11 protein-coding genes and 5 tRNA genes are annotated in these 16,679 nt (G+C 45.1%); 9 read left to right on the top strand and 7 right to left on the bottom strand.

From position 1 onward, the window contains the following. Positions 1-161: 161 nt before the first annotated feature. On the bottom strand, positions 162-1,052 hold the full coding sequence (ilvY, locus tag R7P35_RS21950; RefSeq protein WP_025768266.1) for an HTH-type transcriptional activator IlvY: 891 nt from the start codon (positions 1,050-1,052) through the stop codon (positions 162-164). 143 nt (positions 1,053-1,195) lie between these two features. Between ilvY and ilvC the strand changes: the two genes are divergently transcribed. Further along, positions 1,196-2,680: a ketol-acid reductoisomerase gene (gene ilvC, locus R7P35_RS21945; RefSeq protein WP_005379098.1), complete on the top strand. Its 1,485-nt coding sequence runs from the start codon at positions 1,196-1,198 to the stop codon at positions 2,678-2,680. A 185-nt stretch (positions 2,681-2,865) separates the two neighbouring features. Here ilvC and ubiK read toward each other — a convergent pair whose 3' ends face one another. The 4 genes from ubiK to R7P35_RS21925 form a co-directional block, all read right to left on the bottom strand. Beyond that, positions 2,866-3,117, bottom strand: a complete 252-nt coding sequence (gene ubiK / locus R7P35_RS21940; protein ID WP_005379099.1) for a ubiquinone biosynthesis accessory factor UbiK — start codon at positions 3,115-3,117, stop codon at positions 2,866-2,868. Between the two features lie 131 nt (positions 3,118-3,248). Beyond that, on the bottom strand, positions 3,249-6,371 hold the full coding sequence (gene vmeD / locus R7P35_RS21935) for a multidrug efflux RND transporter permease subunit VmeD (RefSeq protein WP_033907400.1): 3,123 nt from the start codon (positions 6,369-6,371) through the stop codon (positions 3,249-3,251). 12 nt (positions 6,372-6,383) lie between these two features. Continuing rightward, complete coding sequence (locus tag R7P35_RS21930) at positions 6,384-7,487, bottom strand: efflux RND transporter periplasmic adaptor subunit (RefSeq protein WP_042523871.1); 1,104 nt, start codon at positions 7,485-7,487, stop codon at positions 6,384-6,386. Between the two features lie 18 nt (positions 7,488-7,505). Continuing rightward, on the bottom strand, positions 7,506-8,087 hold the full coding sequence (locus R7P35_RS21925) for a TetR/AcrR family transcriptional regulator (RefSeq protein ID WP_005384254.1): 582 nt from the start codon (positions 8,085-8,087) through the stop codon (positions 7,506-7,508). Positions 8,088-8,257: 170 nt separating this feature from the next. Here R7P35_RS21925 and rep point away from each other — a divergent pair, with 170 nt between their 5' ends. Next, on the top strand, positions 8,258-10,273 hold the full coding sequence (rep, locus tag R7P35_RS21920) for a DNA helicase Rep (RefSeq protein ID WP_005379104.1): 2,016 nt from the start codon (positions 8,258-8,260) through the stop codon (positions 10,271-10,273). Positions 10,274-10,346: 73 nt separating this feature from the next. Here rep and R7P35_RS21915 read toward each other — a convergent pair whose 3' ends face one another. Then, positions 10,347-10,760: a c-type cytochrome gene (locus R7P35_RS21915; protein ID WP_005384252.1), complete on the bottom strand. Its 414-nt coding sequence runs from the start codon at positions 10,758-10,760 to the stop codon at positions 10,347-10,349. Positions 10,761-11,095: 335 nt separating this feature from the next. Between R7P35_RS21915 and R7P35_RS21910 the strand changes: the two genes are divergently transcribed. The 5 genes from R7P35_RS21910 (at position 11,096) to R7P35_RS21890 (ending at position 11,692) form a co-directional block, all read left to right on the top strand. Then, a tRNA-Arg gene (locus R7P35_RS21910) sits at positions 11,096-11,172 on the top strand. 33 nt (positions 11,173-11,205) lie between these two features. Next, a tRNA-His gene (locus R7P35_RS21905) sits at positions 11,206-11,281 on the top strand. 69 nt (positions 11,282-11,350) lie between these two features. Continuing rightward, positions 11,351-11,427, top strand: a tRNA-Pro gene (locus R7P35_RS21900). A 48-nt stretch (positions 11,428-11,475) separates the two neighbouring features. Then, positions 11,476-11,551, top strand: a tRNA-His gene (locus R7P35_RS21895). 64 nt (positions 11,552-11,615) lie between these two features. After that, a tRNA-Pro gene (locus R7P35_RS21890) sits at positions 11,616-11,692 on the top strand. A 195-nt stretch (positions 11,693-11,887) separates the two neighbouring features. On the opposite strand, the gene R7P35_RS21885 is transcribed toward R7P35_RS21890, so the two are convergent. Beyond that, on the bottom strand, positions 11,888-12,613 hold the full coding sequence (locus R7P35_RS21885; RefSeq protein ID WP_005379107.1) for an HAD family hydrolase: 726 nt from the start codon (positions 12,611-12,613) through the stop codon (positions 11,888-11,890). 661 nt (positions 12,614-13,274) lie between these two features. On the opposite strand from R7P35_RS21885, the gene R7P35_RS21880 reads away from it, so the two are divergent. Together R7P35_RS21880 and R7P35_RS21875 are read left to right on the top strand one after the other, a co-directional pair. Further along, the gene (locus tag R7P35_RS21880) at positions 13,275-14,990 is read left to right on the top strand and encodes a dipeptide ABC transporter ATP-binding protein (RefSeq protein ID WP_005379108.1); all 1,716 of its coding nucleotides are present in this window, start codon (positions 13,275-13,277) and stop codon (positions 14,988-14,990) included. 92 nt (positions 14,991-15,082) lie between these two features. Then, positions 15,083-16,636, top strand: coding sequence for an ABC transporter substrate-binding protein (locus tag R7P35_RS21875; RefSeq protein WP_005379109.1), 1,554 nt, complete (start codon positions 15,083-15,085; stop codon positions 16,634-16,636). Positions 16,637-16,679 lie beyond the last annotated feature (43 nt).

The following is a 16,679-nucleotide window of genomic DNA, read 5'->3' as shown; positions in this document are numbered from 1 at the left end:
CAGAAGTGAAACGAAATAGCGCCGATGGTAGTGTGGGGCTTCCCCATGTGAGAGTAGGACATCGCCAGGCTTTAAATTTAAGAAGCCCGCTCGAAAGAGCGGGCTTTTTTGCATCTATAGAGTTTTAAAATTAGCTCACTTTATACCTAAAAAGTGTTCATCTAAGGTGCGATATACTTGCTCTCTGCAACCTTCCAAAAGGCTTTAACAAGCGGATTTTCCAGCTGAGTTTTGTTGCAGCAAACACCAAGTTTAAAAGGTTTAATTGGTAAGACTTTTAAACGATTTATCTTTTCTCTTACCGGACTGTTATTGATTACAACATCAGGTGCGATACCTACTCCACACCCCAATGCAACCATACTTACGATGGCTTCATGTCCGGAAGTTTGTGCGTAAATCTTTGGCTTTATTTTCATTTGTTTGAGCCAACTATTGGCCCTGTCTCTTGCCGTTCCTGCTTCTGGGAGTATGAATGGAATGACCGACCAGTCTGGTTTTTCTTTTTGTAGCTCTTCAGCAAACGCACTAACCCCAACAGGTACGATGACAGAAAGTGGGATTTCACTGATCGTTTCAAATGCGATTTTATTTGGCATCTGTTCTGACTTGGCTGATATGGCAATATCGGCTTCATCTGCTAGTATTTTGTCGATCGCTTGAGCTGGATCGCCGGTTGATAGTTTGAATTCAATGAAAGGGTTCTGAATACGAAAGTCAGATATTAGCTCCGGAAGATGGCTGTAGCTTGCAGTAACAGAACAAAAGAGACGGATTTCTCCTTTCAATTCATCCTCGGTTCCCTTCAGGTGACTCTGATACTGCTGCCATTCGCCAAGAATCTTTAAGGCGACTGGGACTAGCTTTTTACCTTGGATAGTTAAATCAACGCTACGGTTGTCGCGTAAAAACAATTGTTGGCTGGTTTCCTCCTCTAATTTTTGTATCTGTCGGCTTAAGGCTGAAGGGCTAATATGCATTGCCGCTGCGGTCTTGGCGAAACTTTTACTCTCACAGAGATGAATGAAAAGTTGCAGGCTTTTGATATTCATTAAATTTTCATTTCCATGTTGCATAAATTGCAATAATTAATTGTGAATATATCACTTTAAGCAATCTCATGTCTGTTTTAGTATGAAGTTATTCGGTAAGGCAATTACTGACCTCAATGGAAGAATCTCAAAGGAGCACCCAGATGGCTAATTATTTCAATACCCTAAACTTGCGCGAGCAGTTGGACCAATTAGGTCGTTGTCGTTTTATGGACCGCAGTGAGTTCGCTTCAGAAGCGGATTATCTGAAAGGTAAGAAAGTAGTCATTGTAGGTTGTGGTGCTCAAGGTCTTAACCAAGGTCTGAACATGCGCGACTCTGGTCTAGACGTTGCTTATGCGCTTCGCCAAGCCGCGATTGATGAGCAACGCCAGTCATTCAAAAACGCAAAAGACAACGGTTTTGAGGTAGGTAGCTACGAAACGCTAATTCCACAAGCTGATCTAGTAGTAAACCTTACTCCAGATAAGCAGCACACAAACGTTGTTGAGACGGTAATGCCGTTAATGAAAGAAGGCGCAGCACTGGGTTACTCTCATGGTTTCAACGTTGTTGAAGAAGGCATGCAAATCCGTAAAGACCTAACGGTAGTAATGGTTGCACCTAAATGTCCAGGTACGGAAGTTCGTGAAGAATACAAGCGTGGTTTCGGTGTACCGACTCTTATCGCTGTTCACCCAGAGAACGACCCAAAAGGTGAAGGTTGGGATATCGCGAAAGCTTGGGCTGCAGCAACCGGTGGTCACCGTGCAGGCTGTCTAGAGTCTTCTTTCGTTGCTGAGGTGAAATCTGACCTAATGGGTGAGCAAACTATCCTTTGTGGCATGCTACAGGCTGGCTCTATCGTGTGTTACGAGAAGATGATTGCTGATGGTATCGATCCTGGCTACGCAGGCAAGCTTCTTCAATACGGCTGGGAAACGATCACGGAAGCTCTGAAGTTTGGTGGTATCACTCATATGATGGATCGCCTAACTAACCCTGCGAAAGTAAAAGCATTTGAACTTTCTGAAGAGCTAAAAGAGCTGATGCGTCCGCTATACAACAAGCACATGGATGACATCATCACAGGTCACTTCTCTAGCACGATGATGGCTGACTGGGCAAACGACGATGCAAACCTACTAGGCTGGCGTGCAGAAACGGGTGAAACTGCTTTCGAAAACTACCCAGAAACTGACGTAGAAATTTCTGAGCAGGAGTACTTCGATAACGGTATCCTGATGGTTGCTATGGTTCGTGCGGGTGTTGAGCTAGCATTTGAAGCGATGACCGCTTCTGGCATCATCGATGAGTCTGCTTACTACGAGTCTCTACACGAGCTGCCACTTATCGCAAACACTATCGCACGTAAGCGTTTATACGAGATGAACGTGGTTATCTCTGATACGGCTGAATACGGTAACTACCTGTTCGCTAACGTAGCAACGCCGCTTCTACGTGAGAAGTTTATGCCAGCCGTAAATACTGACGTAATTGGTAAAGGTTTAGGTGAAACGTCTAACCAAGTGGATAACGCGACTCTTATCGCTGTGAATGAAACAATCCGTAACCACCCTGTAGAGTACATCGGTGAAGAACTACGTGGTTATATGACAGATATGAAGCGCATCGCGGTTGGTGGCTAATTTTCTTTGCTTCAAAGTAGAGAAAATATTAAATGAACTCTGGCCAGACTGGAGTGATAAATACAAAATAAAACACAACATCTAATCAAAAGGCTTGGTCGCCGTTGACCAAGCCTTTTTGTTTTTAGCCGATTTATCTGCGCGCCGATAAGAAAAACGCTCCTTTGTGAGGAGCGCTTTGATACTTATTTTTCAGCAAGCTTTTCTTCAAGTTGCGCCAACTTCTGTTCCATTTCTGTTAGCTTTTGACGTGTACGTAGTAAAACTTGAGTTTGAACATCAAACTCTTCGCGACTTACAACATCTAGCTTGTTTAGCTGGCCTTGGATTACTTGACGAACTTTCTGATCGACATCAGAGCCCAACTCTTTTACAGGTTGAGGCATTGAGTCGTGAATCTGTTTAGCAATTTGCTCTAATTTCTTTGGGTCAAACATAGTGGCTAAAACTCCTTTTGATTTGTCCTCATTTTAAGTAAATGATACGTGAAAGTCGCCATTTAGATGGCAAAAAAGAGAGCGGCAATAAAAAAGGCCACCGAAGTGACCTTTTTGAATGCCTTATTAGCTTATCTGTTATCCGCTAATTCACGATGAGCTGCTTTCGCTTCGTCAACTCGCGCTAACTTCTCCAAGTCTTTGTCTTCAACAAATACTGGCAGAGGTTTGTGTTTTTCAGCTAGGTAGCTGTAAATCACAGGTAGCACGAATAGTGTGAACAGTGTACCGATTGCAAGGCCAGCAACGATGACGATACCGATACTGAAACGTTGCGCGGCACCTGCACCTGTTGCGTACATCAGTGGGATCAGACCTGCGATCATCGCTGCAGTGGTCATTAGGATAGGGCGAAGACGCACTTTCGCAGCTTCCATCACCGCATCAATACGAGACAGTTTATTATGTAACTGCTCTTCCTTGGCGACTTCACAGATCAAGATACCGTGCTTGGTTATTAGGCCGACCAGCGTGATCAAACCAACCTGCGAGTATATGTTCATCGAGGCCGTACCCCAGGCCAATGCGATCAAGGCACCACATATTGCCAGAGGTACAGATACCATGATGACAATAGGATCGCGGAGTGATTCAAATTGAATCGCCAGAACGAGGAAGATGATCGCAAGTGCAAGACCGAAGGTTGCATACAAGGCACTACCTTCCGTTACAAACTGACGAGATTCGCCCATGTAATCATGGTTATACCCTGCAGGCAGTTTGGTTTGTGCAATATTTTCAAACCAATTAACTGCATCCCCCATCGAAACACCAGGGCCTGTAACAGCACCCACAGTTGCTGAGTTTAGCTGGTTGAAGTGTGGCAAAGAGCGAGGCTCAGCCACCACATCAATGGTAATCAGACTACCTAATGGAACCGCTTTACCATCCACAGAGCGTACATAGTAGTTCTTCATCGATTCTGGGTTTAGACGCCATTTACGCTCAACCTGAGGAATTACCTCATAAGAGCGGCCATTTAGGTCGATACGGTTTACATAACCATCTGCCATCATGGTGCTGAGGGTGATACCAATGTCTTGCATAGTCACACCGTAGGCACCTGCTTTGTCTTTATCGATCTTGATCTTCATCGTTGCAGAATCATATTTCAGATCCAGATCGGAATAGACAAACATTGGACTGCTTGCTACTTCCGACAGAATGTCATTTGCAACGGTAAACAAACTTTCAAAGTTGTTTGGCGTTGTAATTACGAACTGTACAGGAAGGCCTGAACCAGCACCTGGTAGCTCCGGCATTTCGTAGGCAGCAATAGACATTCCCGGAATGCTCGAAACAAGCCCACCAACACGCTGTTTGATTTCTGCTTGGCTCGCTTCTCGTTCGCCCCATGGTTTGAGTGTAGCTAAACCAAACGCTTGATTAGAATCCGGTACACCGTTAAATACCTGAGCGTATTCCACTTCTGGTTGATCAGAGAGAATCTTATTCACATCATCCATGGTGTTTTGGATGTAGTCCAAATTCGAATTTGATGGTGCGGTCCCTATGAGTACTACAACACCTTTATCTTCAGATGGAGCTAGCTCGCTAGGAATAAACTTGAATAGGACTGGTAAACTTGCGAATACAATTATCGCAAACACGATCACCACTGGTCGGCTAGCCATTATTGCTTTTAACATGCTTGCGTAGCGATTAGTCATGCCATCAAGTACATGGTGAACTTTTTGCTCAAACTTGCTTGGCTTCTCGTTCGCCTTCAGCATCTTCGAACACATCATTGGTGATAGTGTCAAAGCGATGATGCCGGATACGAATACTGAACCTGCCAGTGTCAAAGCGAACTCTTTGAACAATGAACCGGTGATACCACCCATCAATGCGATCGGCGCGTACACTGCACCTAGCGTCAATGTCATCGCGATAACTGGAACCGCAATTTCACGCGTACCAATAATTGCAGCTCGGAATGGCGATTCCCCTTCTTTGATGTGACGGTCAACGTTTTCTAGTACAACGATCGCGTCATCCACCACCAGACCGATGGCAAGCACCATCGCCAGTAGCGTCATCAAGTTCCAAGAGAAACCCATTGCCTGCATCACCATTGCCACACCAATCAATGAAAGTGGAATGGTCACGATAGGAATGATTACCGCGCGGAATGAACCTAGGAACAGTGTGATAACCACAAGTACGATGACCGCTGCTTCAAGAATCGTTTTCACTACTTCGTGAATCGATTCGTTGATGGCGATAGTTGAGTCGTACATCACGTTCATTTTGATGTTACTTGGTAGGTTGCGCTCAAGCTGAGGCAACAGTTCAAGTACGTCTGCTGCAATGTTGATTGGGTTAGCGCTTGGTGCTGCGTTGATCGCCGCAACCACGGCTTCTTGACCGTTTGCACTTGCGCGATAAACGTCGTGACTCTTCTCCAGCGTTACTTTAGCGATATCACCTAGACGGATGACATCCCCTTCACCAGTTTTCACGACCAATGCTTCAAGTTCAGCAACGTTTGATACCTGAGTATCTGCGCTACCGTTATAAAGTACGAACTCACCCGTCGCTTGACCGGTTGCAGATTGGTAGTTGTTGGCGTTAAGAACGCTCATCACATCCGTAGCGGTCAACTTCAAAGCGCCCATTTTGGCAGGATCTAGCCATACGCGCAGTGCGTACTTCATACCACCATACAGGTCAACTTTGGATACACCGTTTACAGTGAACAACTGCGGGTTGATTACACGCTCAAGGTAGTCAGTGATCTGGCTTGAAGATAACTCGTCACTCGTAAAGCCGATGTACAGTACCGCCGTTGTCGAACCTGTCGACATGGTTACGGTTGGATCTTCGGCTTCTTTTGGAAGCTGAGAACGTACTGAGTTCGTTTTCGCTAAGATATCAGCCAATGCTGCATTCGGGTCAGTATTCAACTTCATGTTGACAGTAATGGTTGATTTACCTAGTACCGATTGCGAAGTCATGTAATCAATATTATCGGCTTGCGCCACCGCTTGCTCCAATGGCTGAGTAATAAAGCCTTGGATCAAGTTGGCACTTGCACCGTAGTAACTGGTGGTCACGGTGACCACCGTATTCGTCATTTCAGGGTACTCACGAACTTGCATTTTGAACACCGCTTGCAAACCAAGCAATGCAATCAAAAAGCTGATCGATACCGCTAAAACTGGACGTTTTATAAAAACATCTGTAAAGCGCATGATGCCTCCAACTTAAAGCATTGGTGTTTCAGCAGGTGGGGTAGTTGCATCGCTTTCGACAATGCTTACTTTCGCATGGTTACTCAAACGGACTTGACCCGATGTCACTACCACATCACCTGGCTTCACGCCTTCTAGAATGTGTGCGATATCTTTAGAGCGTTCGCCAACTTTTACCACATGCTGCTTAACGCGTTTTTCGCCATCTTCTTCTGTTACGATGTAAACATTGTCGCCATATAGCGTAAATGTGATCGCGGTTTGAGGTAGAGTGACCTGATTTTCTAACTTAGGCAGAATGATGTTTGCACGCGCGAACATACCACTACGCAGTTTACCGTCACTGTTAGGGATATCCGCTTGAACTTGAATCAAACCACTTTGTACGTTAACCGCAGGCTCAATCGCAGAAATTGAACCTTTGAAAGGCTGTTCTGGGTAGGCATCCACGAAGATATCCACTTCTTGGTCGATATTGATACGTGAAATATCGGTTTGCGGCACGGTAAAGCGTAAACGCATCACGCTGGTGTCTTCCAGGCGAACAATATCGGTACCCGCTTGTAGGTACTGACCGAGGTACACGTTACGAATACCTACTACACCATCAAATGGCGCTTTGATTTCGCGTCGGTCGATGGTCGCTTTCAAGCTTTCAATGTCCGCTTTTAAGGAGAAGTAGTTCGCTTCTGCTTCGTCATACGCTTCTTTAGAAATAGAGCCTTTTTTAAATAGCCCTTGGTAGCGTTTGTATTTCGCTTCTGCTGCTGGCAACTTGGCTTGCGAGCTCTTTAAATTCGCTTTCTCAACGTCAGAGTCAAGCAGTACTAGTGGCTGACCTGCTTTGACTTGAGTACCGGAATCAAATGCGATTTTATCGATAACACCGCTCGTTTCGTTCGCTACCGTCACGCCTTGATTTGGCTCGATAAAACCAATTGCCTCGATGACTGGTACCCAATCCACCGCTTGCACTTCAGTTACGGTTACTGGGAATGCTGGTTCAGGGCGATTGGCAAACTGCTCCATTTTGTCTTTGATATCAATTAGTCTGTATGTAACAACGCTACCAAAAAGTAATAAAACAATTGATAGCATCAAAATCCACTTTTTCATTCTATTAAGAACTCCAAGTTAGTGTTTAATAATTGCATCCCAACTGGCTTCAATAGCGGCCTCTAATGCCGTCTTATCCAGTTGATAAAATCCCAAAGCGTGTTTCCGAGCAAGTGCAACACTTGCCTCAAAACTTAATCCAGAAAGTACTTCGTTATCGAGAAGCTTGAATACTCCCTCGTCTTTACCCTGATTAAAAAGAAGATCTACTTGGGCAAACATTTGTCTCTCAAGTTCCCGAGCTTTGCTACTATTTGAACAGGGTAAAGACTCATATTGGACTCGGTTGCTGATCGCACTTAAGTTCGAGCTCGCTAGATTCCAAATATTGAGCCACATGGTTCGATAACGCTGTTTTAAAGGCATCTCTTCACTAACACCTAGTTGCACCGCAGTAGCAACACGCTTAGCAACGTTAAGGCGTAGTTCCTCTAAAAGATGTTCTTTATCTGAGAAATAACGGTAAATCGTCCCTGCTGCGACACCTGCCTCATTGGCGAGCTTTTGCATGGAAAGCCCTTGAAAACCAGATTCAGCAATGAGTTGTTCAGCAGCGACTAAGATTTGTTCTCGTTTATCTACAGCAGGGTTATCCTTCATAATGTCACCCTTTAGTGAATGAACGTTCATTCATTATAGCTTAAATACCAGCCATTTATGCAACAGAATATTGCACTTAATTGGTGTGAAAATTACAAGAAATCAGCATAGCTTTCACGAGGCCACCCCTTTATCATAGGCGCCACATTCATCACCCGCAGAGAATTTCTATGAAGCTGAACCCTAGTCAAGATGAAGCCGTGAAATACGTATCTGGTCCATGCCTAGTGCTAGCTGGTGCTGGCTCGGGCAAAACTCGTGTTATTACCAATAAAATCGCTTATCTGGTTCAGCAATGTGGTTACAAAGCGCGTAACATTGCGGCGGTGACGTTTACCAACAAAGCAGCACGTGAAATGAAGGAGCGTGTAGGTCAAACGTTAGGGAAAGGTGAGTCTAAAGGTTTGATGGTATCAACATTCCACACTTTAGGATTGAACATCATCAAGCGTGAGTACAAGCATTTAGGGTTGAAAGCGGGCTTCTCACTGTTTGATGACCAAGACCAGCTAGCGCTACTCAAAGAACTTACCGAAAAGCAGCTTGATGGTGATAAAGATCTGCTACGTCAGCTTCTGAGTTGTATTTCCAACTGGAAAAACGACATGTTGACGCCAGAGCAAGCCAAAGCGCGTGCGCAAGGTGAACAGCAACAATTGTTTGCGTTCTGTTTTGATATGTACCAAAAGCAAATGAAAGCCTATAACGCGCTCGATTTTGATGACCTAATTTTGATGCCCGTTTTACTCTTACGTAATCATGAAGACGTTCGTCAGCGTTGGCAGAATCGTATCCGTTACCTACTGGTTGACGAGTATCAAGATACCAACACGAGTCAGTATGAGCTGGTCAAATTAATCGTCGGAGAACGTGGGCGATTGACGGTTGTAGGGGATGACGATCAGTCTATTTATTCATGGCGTGGTGCGAAACCTCAGAACCTCGTGTTGCTGGGTGAAGATTATCCGAATTTGCGTTTGATTAAGCTAGAGCAAAACTACCGTTCAACGAGTCGAATCCTGCGTGCGGCCAACATTTTGATAGCTAACAACCCTCACGTCTATGAGAAGTCCTTGTTCTCTGAAATTCCTGACGGTGAAAAACTCAAAGTGTTGTTGGCTAAAAATGAAGAGCACGAAGCAGAGCGCGTAACGGGTGAACTAATTGCGCATAAGTTCCTAAACCGTACCGAATATAAAGATTATGCGATTCTATATCGTGGTAACCACCAATCACGTTTGATTGAAAAGTCTCTGATGCAAAACCGTGTACCGTATAAAATTTCTGGCGGCACCTCGTTTTTTGCGCGCGCAGAGATTAAAGACATCATGGCGTATTTGCGCGTTTTGGTTAATCCGGATGACGACAATGCATTTTTGCGCATTGTGAACACTCCGCGACGTGAAATTGGCCCAGTAACGTTAGAGAAATTAGGCAGTTATGCCAATATGCGAGGCAAGAGCCTGTTTGAGTCGAGCTTTGAAATGGGGCTCGAACAGCACCTAACGGGACGTGGCCTAGAAAACCTGCGTCGTTTCACCCAATGGCTAGTGGCGATCGCTGATCAAGCTGAGCGTGGTGATACCGTCGAAGCGGTTCGTTCGCTAGTTCGTGATATCCATTATGAAGATTGGCTATACGAAACTTCAGCAAGTCCGAAAGCCGCTGAAATGCGAATGAAGAACGTTTCTGACCTTTATTCATGGATAGTGGCGGACCTAGAGGGTGACAACTACGATCAAGAAGAGAAAACGTTAAAAGAAGTCGTTCAACGTTTGACCTTGCGTGACATGATGGAGCGCGGTGAAGAAGATGAAGACAGTGATGCAGTACAACTGATGACCTTGCACGCATCAAAAGGCCTTGAGTTCCCATATGTATACTTAATTGGGTCCGAAGAAGGTATTTTACCGCACCAAACCAGTATTGATGAAGATAACGTGGAAGAAGAGCGTCGCCTGATGTACGTTGGTATTACTCGAGCGCAACGTGAACTGACTTTCACTATGTGCAAAGAGCGTCGGCAGTTCGGCGAGTTGATCAAACCGACTCAAAGCCGCTTTTTGGATGAGTTGCCATTTGATGACGTTGAATGGGAAGTAAACAAAAAGCCAGTATCAGCAGAAGAGCGTATGGCGAAAGGTCAAGCACACATTGCCAATATTCGAGCAATGTTTAAGAAGTAAAGTAACCTTGTTCTCACTGACTAAAAACAAAAAGGCTTGCCAACTGGCAAGCCTTTTTCGTTGATGTCTTTACTTATAGACCTTCAATCATGTGGTCAATTGCTGCGATGATTTCATCGTCAGAACAGTCCATACAGGTTCCTTTGGCTGGCATCGCATTGAAGCCTTCTAATGCGTGCTTCACTAACGTATCTTTGCCTTGTGCAATACGCGGTGCCCAATCATCGGCATTACCTGTTTTAGGTGCGCCGTTTACACCAGATGCGTGACAAGCAATACAAAAAGTACCATAAACTGTGGCGCCATCACGTGGACCGGTTGGTTCTTCTTTCACTGGCTCAGAACCTGCTAGATAAACATCACCGACAGGTTGGATGCGTTCTGCGATCGCATCGTATTCAGTTTGGCTGATGTCAGAAGCTAAAGCTGCCGTAGAAAACGTTAAGGCAGCGAACAAAACGCTAATCATTTGTCGAGACATATCCATTAAACCCACTTCACATTCCCGAGGTAAGTGACTTACCTATTTATATAGTTAGAGTATTAATGCCGAGCAGAGAAATCATTAAATTCCACTGAATGGCATAGAATGATTAGACAACTTGGTTGCAGCTGTTAAATCAATGTAAATAATGGGTGATTATATCCCGATAACTTGTTGCAATAAACAACAAGTTATCCATGACAGGGCGTGAATCACATCAAAAATCCACTTTAACGGAAGATAACTGTCGAAAAAGAGACCAAACGATAAAAAAAGTAAAAAAAGTACTAGACGGCATAGTGTGATATCCGTATTATTCCACTCCGCCGATAGGGCATGCGCCCGTAGCTCAGTTGGATAGAGCGTTGGCCTCCGGAGCCAAAGGTCGAAGGTTCGAATCCTTTCGGGCGTACCATTGCCTCGGAGGATACATCGGTAAAAATCAGTGGTGGCTATAGCTCAGTTGGTAGAGCCCCGGATTGTGATTCCGGTTGTCGCGAGTTCAAGTCTCGTTAGCCACCCCATTCTTTCTTTTTTAGATTGAATGCGGTAGCATTGCTCCCAATCTTGATTCAATCAAGATAAAACATCGTCGGTGAATAGCGCAGCTTGGTAGCGCATCTGGTTTGGGACCAGAGGGTCGGGGGTTCGAATCCCTCTTCACCGACCACTATTTAGTTTATGGCTCTAATAGAGCGGTAAACAGCAAAAATTGATGGTGGCTATAGCTCAGTTGGTAGAGCCCTGGATTGTGATTCCGGTGGTCGCGAGTTCGAATCTCGTTAGCCACCCCATTAATTAAGGTGACTTCTTAGTTGAAGTGTCCTGTCTGATTTGAGAAAATCAGCAAATACAGTTCGGTGAATAGCGCAGCTTGGTAGCGCATCTGGTTTGGGACCAGAGGGTCGGGGGTTCGAATCCCTCTTCACCGACCACTATTTAAAGCCTCAGTCGAAAGACTGGGGCTTTTTTGCATCTCTCCTGAAAAGAATCGGCATTCCATTTCAATTTTCCCCAAAAGTGTACAGCTCTAGGGGCTTTTGACCACCTATGATCTAAATGCTTTTCGAGCTGACAAAATAAACCCCAGAGCAGTGTCTGGGGTTTTGTAGTTTTCTAATCCGCTGCTTTTATTGGGCGAGTGTTTTAAGGATTTCTTTCAGTTCTACCGTTTCTTGGATTTCAAAACTTGGCGTTATATCCGTTGAGTTGCTTGCGCCTGTCGCATTCACCCATACACTCAAAATGCCCATATTGTTAGCGCCAGCAATGTCAGCAGGTAAAGAGTCGCCCACGTGTAGAGCCTCTTCTGGTTTTACTTCGACCAAGTCGAGCGCTTTTTGGAAAATACTTGTAGCAGGTTTCTCTTCTGGCTCTTCTCCTCCCACAATAATATGGTCCACCCAGTTGCTCATTTGTGTCGCGTTTAATTTAGGGTGTTGAGAAAAAATCGGACCGTTAGTGATCACGACGAGTTTGTAATGTTGACGAAGGTCGCTGAGCATTTCTTTTACACCAGGGAAGAAGGTGAACGCGCCCATACGTGCAGAGTCAAAGTAGTCTTGAGCTTGTTGAGCCTCTTTTGCAGTGATGCTGACGCCTTGCTCCGCCAAGATGTTTTGGATCAGGCCACAACGGAAGGCATTTTCATCGGGTAGCAGAGCCACAAGGTGAGGGAACTCAGCATTCAGCTTTTTGTATACACCCTGTAAGTAGCGCTGCAAAAACGCTTTTGGCTCGGTAACTTGTGGGTAGGTCTTATGAATCCAAGTTGTAAACGCTTGTCCTGCAACTTTATCGGCTTGTGACGTTGCACATAAAGTCTCGTCCATATCAAAAAAAATCGCTTTAAGCACAGGGGCTCCTTTTATTTACGGCTTGGCTTTGACACTGTTCATCTATTATCCCACTCTCAATTGTGTCGTAAAGGGTTAAAACCGGCGAGTTTTCTTATGACGTACGAATGAGGATAGCGGTACTTTCCTTTGCTTAGTCAATAAACCGCTTAAGTGGCGCATAATCTGCGTTGGAGCAGGATTTGTGTGGTTTTGCTGTTTTGTTCACGTTTTGACCTATCCTTTCTCTTCCTAAGTTTGGCTTTTTGTATTTGCCGACTATTTTATTAATAGTTTTTTATGTTGAAAAAACACTTTTTGCATATGATATTGTTTGTTAAATGTTAATAAATGCACATGAATAATATGGTTAATGATCTTGTTTAGCTCATGTTTACTTTTAGAGCATTTTTCTAGTTTTATTGGTGCATGACGCACAAAAATAGTGTGATATGAAAATGGTTAAATACTTGTTAATGCATTTTTATTCGCTAATTGTGCGTTTATTTAATGTTTTTTCGGCGGAATATACTTTAATTGTTGCTTTTTTGTGTGATTTTTGCCAAATTATTTCCGCATTAAGATTTCAGAGTATTATTCTGAATTTGAACGGATTCATTCAGGTGATGAATGGTGCCTTTGGCATGATTCGATACCACAGACAAGGCAGTAGAGGTCTGAAATGTCACTATTAGAAGTGAAAAACCTTCGTATTGAATACCCATCCCGACACGGCGTTCACGCTGCCGTGAAGTCACTTTCTTTTCATATTGAACGTGGTGAAATCGTGGGTGTTGTTGGCGAATCAGGTGCGGGTAAATCCACCGTTGGTAACGCTGTTATCGATTTGCTTAGCCCTCCAGGTCGCGTTGCTAGCGGTGATGTATTCCTGGATGGAGAAAAAATTTCTGGCCTATCACCAGAAGCGATGCGTAAGGTTCGCGGCTCGAAAATAGGTTTTATTTTCCAAGATCCGATGACCTCGCTCAATCCACTTTTTACTGTTGAGCAACAGCTGAAAGAGACGATCCACGCCAACATGAAGGTCTCTGATGAAGAGGCGTATCAGCGCGCGCTTTCTCTTATGCAGCAGGTTGGTATTCCTCAACCAGAAAACCGCTTAAAGCAGTACCCGCATCAATTCTCTGGTGGTATGCGTCAGCGTGTTGTCATTGCCATTGCTTTGGCTGGTGAGCCTGATCTCATCATTGCGGACGAACCAACTACGGCGTTAGACGTTTCTATCCAAGACCAAATCCTCAACTTGATCCGCGAGCTGTGTATCAAGAACAATGTCGGCTGTATGTTGGTTACTCACGATATGGGTGTCGTCTCCAACGTCACCGATCGCGTGGCGGTAATGTATCGTGGTGACTTGGTGGAGTTTGGACCAACAGCCAAAGTATTGGGCGATCCTGATCACTCTTACACTCGCAGTCTAATTTCAGCGGTACCACGTTCAGACAGAAAGTTAGATCGTTTCCCGTTAGTAAGCTATATCGAAGAAGCGGCGGAAATGGAGCCACTCGATATCAAGAACCACTGGTTAGGACAAAGCCAAGATGAGCGTGAGTACACTGGCCCGCTTTTGGACGTGAAGAACGTCAATCTTCGCTTTGTGACCAAAGACTCTTTGTTCGAGAGCCGCCGAGAATACGTGCAAGCATCTAATAATGTGAGCTTTGAAGTGCACGAAGGCGAAACCTTTGGTTTGGTGGGCGAGTCTGGTTCAGGTAAATCGACCATTGCACGTGTGATTGCTGGTTTATACCAACCTAACTCTGGTCAGGTGAAATTCGAGGGCATTGACCTGACCGCTTTAACCTCTGAGAAAGAGCGCCGCCCGATGCGTCGTCAAATGCAGATGGTGTTCCAAAACCCATATACTTCAATGAACCCTCGTATGAAGGTATTCGATATTATTGCTGAGCCAATCCGTTTCCATAAATTGACGAAAAACGAGTCGGAAACTCGCCAAATCGTGAATGACCTATTGGATCATGTTGGTTTGGGTCGAATGGCTGGGCTTAAGTACCCTCATGAATTCTCCGGTGGTCAGCGTCAGCGTATTTCTATTGCGCGTGCGTTGGCGACTCGTCCTCGACTTTTGATTTGTGATGAACCGACCTCAGCACTGGACGTATCGGTACAGGCACAAATTCTAAACTTGCTGAAAGATCTGCAAAGTGAGCTGAACTTGACTATGTTGTTTATCAGCCACGATTTACCTGTTATTCGTCAGATGTGTGACCGAGTAGGTGTGATGCAAATGGGTACACTTTTAGAAGTGGCACCAACAGAACAGTTATTCACGGCACCTCAACACGAATACAGCAAAAAATTGATTTCTCTGATGCCGGAGTTTACAGGCTTGCGAGAAGAGATCGAAACGGCATAAACCAAGCAATTCGCTTGGCTAACCTTTAGTCATAACAAAGACGCAAACACAACAACAAGGGATCCGTATCCCCGCATGAAGGAGTTATGCAAATGAAAACCATGAAAAGCAAATTAGCAGTGGCGCTAATGGCTGCGGGCCTAAGCTTTAACGCAATGGCAGCAGATATCAAAGTTGGCTATGCAGCTGACCCAGTATCGCTTGACCCACATGAGCAGCTATCAGGTGGCACACTGCAAATGTCACACATGGTATTTGATCCGTTGGTTCGCTTTACTCAAAAAATGGATTTCGAGCCTCGCCTAGCAGAAAGCTGGGAACGTATTAACGATACGACTGTTCGTTTCAAACTGCGTGAAGGTGTGAAATTCCATTCTGGCAATACTCTAACGGCTGACGACGTCGTGTGGACGTTCCAGCGTTTACAAAGCTCTCCTGACTTTAAAAACATCTTCGACCCGTACGAAAAAATCGTCAAAGTTGACGACAACACGTTCGATCTTGTAACTAAAGGTCCTTACCCACTAGTGCTGCAAACCGCAACGTACATTTTCCCAATGGACAGCAAGTTCTACACGGGCAAAACTGCGGACGGCAAAGACAAGTCTGAGCTAGTGAAGCACGGTAACTCATTTGCATCGACTAACGTATCTGGCACGGGTCCATTCATTGTGACTTCACGTGAGCAGGGCGTAAAAGTGGAATTTGAACGCTTTAAAGATTACTGGGACAAAGAGTCGAAAGGTAACGTTGATAAGCTAACACTTGTTCCAATCAAAGAAGACGCGACTCGTGTAGCAGCGCTGCTTTCTGGCGGTGTTGACATGATTCACCCTGTAGCGCCAAACGACCACAAACGCGTTGAAGATGCTGACGGCATCGACCTAGTTACGCTACCTGGTACTCGTATCATCACGTTCCAACTAAACCAAAACAGCAACGAAGCATTGAAAGACGTTCGCGTTCGCCAAGCGATTGTTCACGCAATCAATAACGAAGGTATCGTGAAGAAAATCATGAAAGGCTTCGCAACGGCCGCTGGTCAGCAAAGCCCGGCAGGTTACGTGGGTCACGATGACAAACTGGTTCCTCGCTACGATCTGAAGAAAGCGAAAGAGCTGATGAAAGAAGCGGGTTACGAAAATGGCCTGACGCTAACGATGATCGCACCAAACAACCGTTACGTGAATGATGCGAAAGTAGCACAAGCGGCGGCGGCAATGTTGTCTAAGATCGGTATCAAGGTTGATCTGAAGACCATGCCAAAAGCGCAGTACTGGCCTGAGTTCGACAAGTGTGCGGCAGACATGCTGATGATCGGTTGGCACTCAGATACAGAAGACTCAGCGAACTTCAACGAGTTCCTAACGATGACTCGTAACGAAGAAACCGGTCGTGGTCAGTACAACTGTGGTTACTACTCAAACCCAGAAATGGACAAAGTGGTTGAAGCTGCGAACGTAGAGACGGACCCTGCGAAACGTGCAGAAATGCTGAAGGGCGTAGAAGCGACACTATACAACGACGCAGCATTCGTACCGCTACACTGGCAAAGTGAAGCATGGGGCGCGAAGTCTAACGTGAAAGCGGCAGATATCGTTAACCCAATGGTAATGCCTTACTTCGGTGACCTAGTGGTTGAATAATCACGGTTAGTCTACTTTGAGGAGGGATGGATTTCCCTCCTCA

This window comes from Vibrio sp. Vb0304 (genome assembly GCF_033338995.1).
Classification (GTDB): domain Bacteria; phylum Pseudomonadota; class Gammaproteobacteria; order Enterobacterales; family Vibrionaceae; genus Vibrio; species Vibrio alginolyticus.
The sequence above is the reverse complement of the archived record's forward strand: the minus strand, read 5'-3'. Positions and strand labels throughout refer to the sequence as shown.

Excerpts from the sequence above, each read along its gene's own strand:
- R7P35_RS21880 (WP_005379108.1), top strand. The coding sequence starts at position 13,275 with ATGTCACTATTAGAAGTGAAAAACCTTCGTATTGAATACCCATCCCGA.
- vmeD (WP_033907400.1), bottom strand. The coding sequence starts at position 6,371 with ATGCGCTTTACAGATGTTTTTATAAAACGTCCAGTTTTAGCGGTATCG.
- R7P35_RS21930 (WP_042523871.1), bottom strand. The coding sequence starts at position 7,487 with ATGAAAAAGTGGATTTTGATGCTATCAATTGTTTTATTACTTTTTGGT.
- ubiK (WP_005379099.1), bottom strand. The coding sequence starts at position 3,117 with ATGTTTGACCCAAAGAAATTAGAGCAAATTGCTAAACAGATTCACGAC.
- rep (WP_005379104.1), top strand. The coding sequence starts at position 8,258 with ATGAAGCTGAACCCTAGTCAAGATGAAGCCGTGAAATACGTATCTGGT.
- R7P35_RS21925 (WP_005384254.1), bottom strand. The coding sequence starts at position 8,087 with ATGAAGGATAACCCTGCTGTAGATAAACGAGAACAAATCTTAGTCGCT.
- R7P35_RS21875 (WP_005379109.1), top strand. The coding sequence starts at position 15,083 with ATGAAAACCATGAAAAGCAAATTAGCAGTGGCGCTAATGGCTGCGGGC.
- ilvC (WP_005379098.1), top strand. The coding sequence starts at position 1,196 with ATGGCTAATTATTTCAATACCCTAAACTTGCGCGAGCAGTTGGACCAA.
- R7P35_RS21915 (WP_005384252.1), bottom strand. The coding sequence starts at position 10,760 with ATGGATATGTCTCGACAAATGATTAGCGTTTTGTTCGCTGCCTTAACG.
- ilvY (WP_025768266.1), bottom strand. The coding sequence starts at position 1,052 with ATGAATATCAAAAGCCTGCAACTTTTCATTCATCTCTGTGAGAGTAAA.